General features: G+C 48.5%; 1 protein-coding gene. It reads right to left on the bottom strand.

The genetic code is table 11. From position 1 onward, the window contains the following. Positions 1-375: collagen-flanked surface repeat-containing protein (locus ACTHTU_RS11435; RefSeq protein WP_440362616.1), on the bottom strand; the 375-nt coding region annotated here is incomplete at both ends.

The following is a 375-nucleotide window of genomic DNA, read 5'->3' as shown; positions in this document are numbered from 1 at the left end:
CATTCTTACCGTCTGCACCGGTATCACCTTTAGCACCAGTTGCACCGTCTTTAACGATGGTAGTAGTGGTGTTACCGTTACCGTCTTTGATGGTTACAGTGTGGGTACCGTTGCCGTTGTCTTTAACGTCAGCTTCAGCGTTCTTACCATCGACACCGGTTGCACCAGTTGCGCCGGTATCGCCTTTGGCACCAGTTGCACCGTCTTTAACGATGGTAGTAGTGGTATTACCGTTACTGTCTTTGATCGTTACAGTATGAGTACCGTTGCCGTTGTCTTTAACTTCGGCTTCAGCGTTCTTACCGTCTTTAACGATAGTAGTAGTGGTATTACCTTCGCCATCAGTGATGGTTACAGTGTGAGTGCCGTTGCCGT

The organism is Neisseria sp. P0020.S005 (genome assembly GCF_051957055.1).
GTDB classification, from domain to species: domain Bacteria; phylum Pseudomonadota; class Gammaproteobacteria; order Burkholderiales; family Neisseriaceae; genus Neisseria; species Neisseria subflava_A.
Note: the sequence above shows the minus strand (reverse complement) of the source record. Positions and strands in the feature narration are given on the sequence as shown.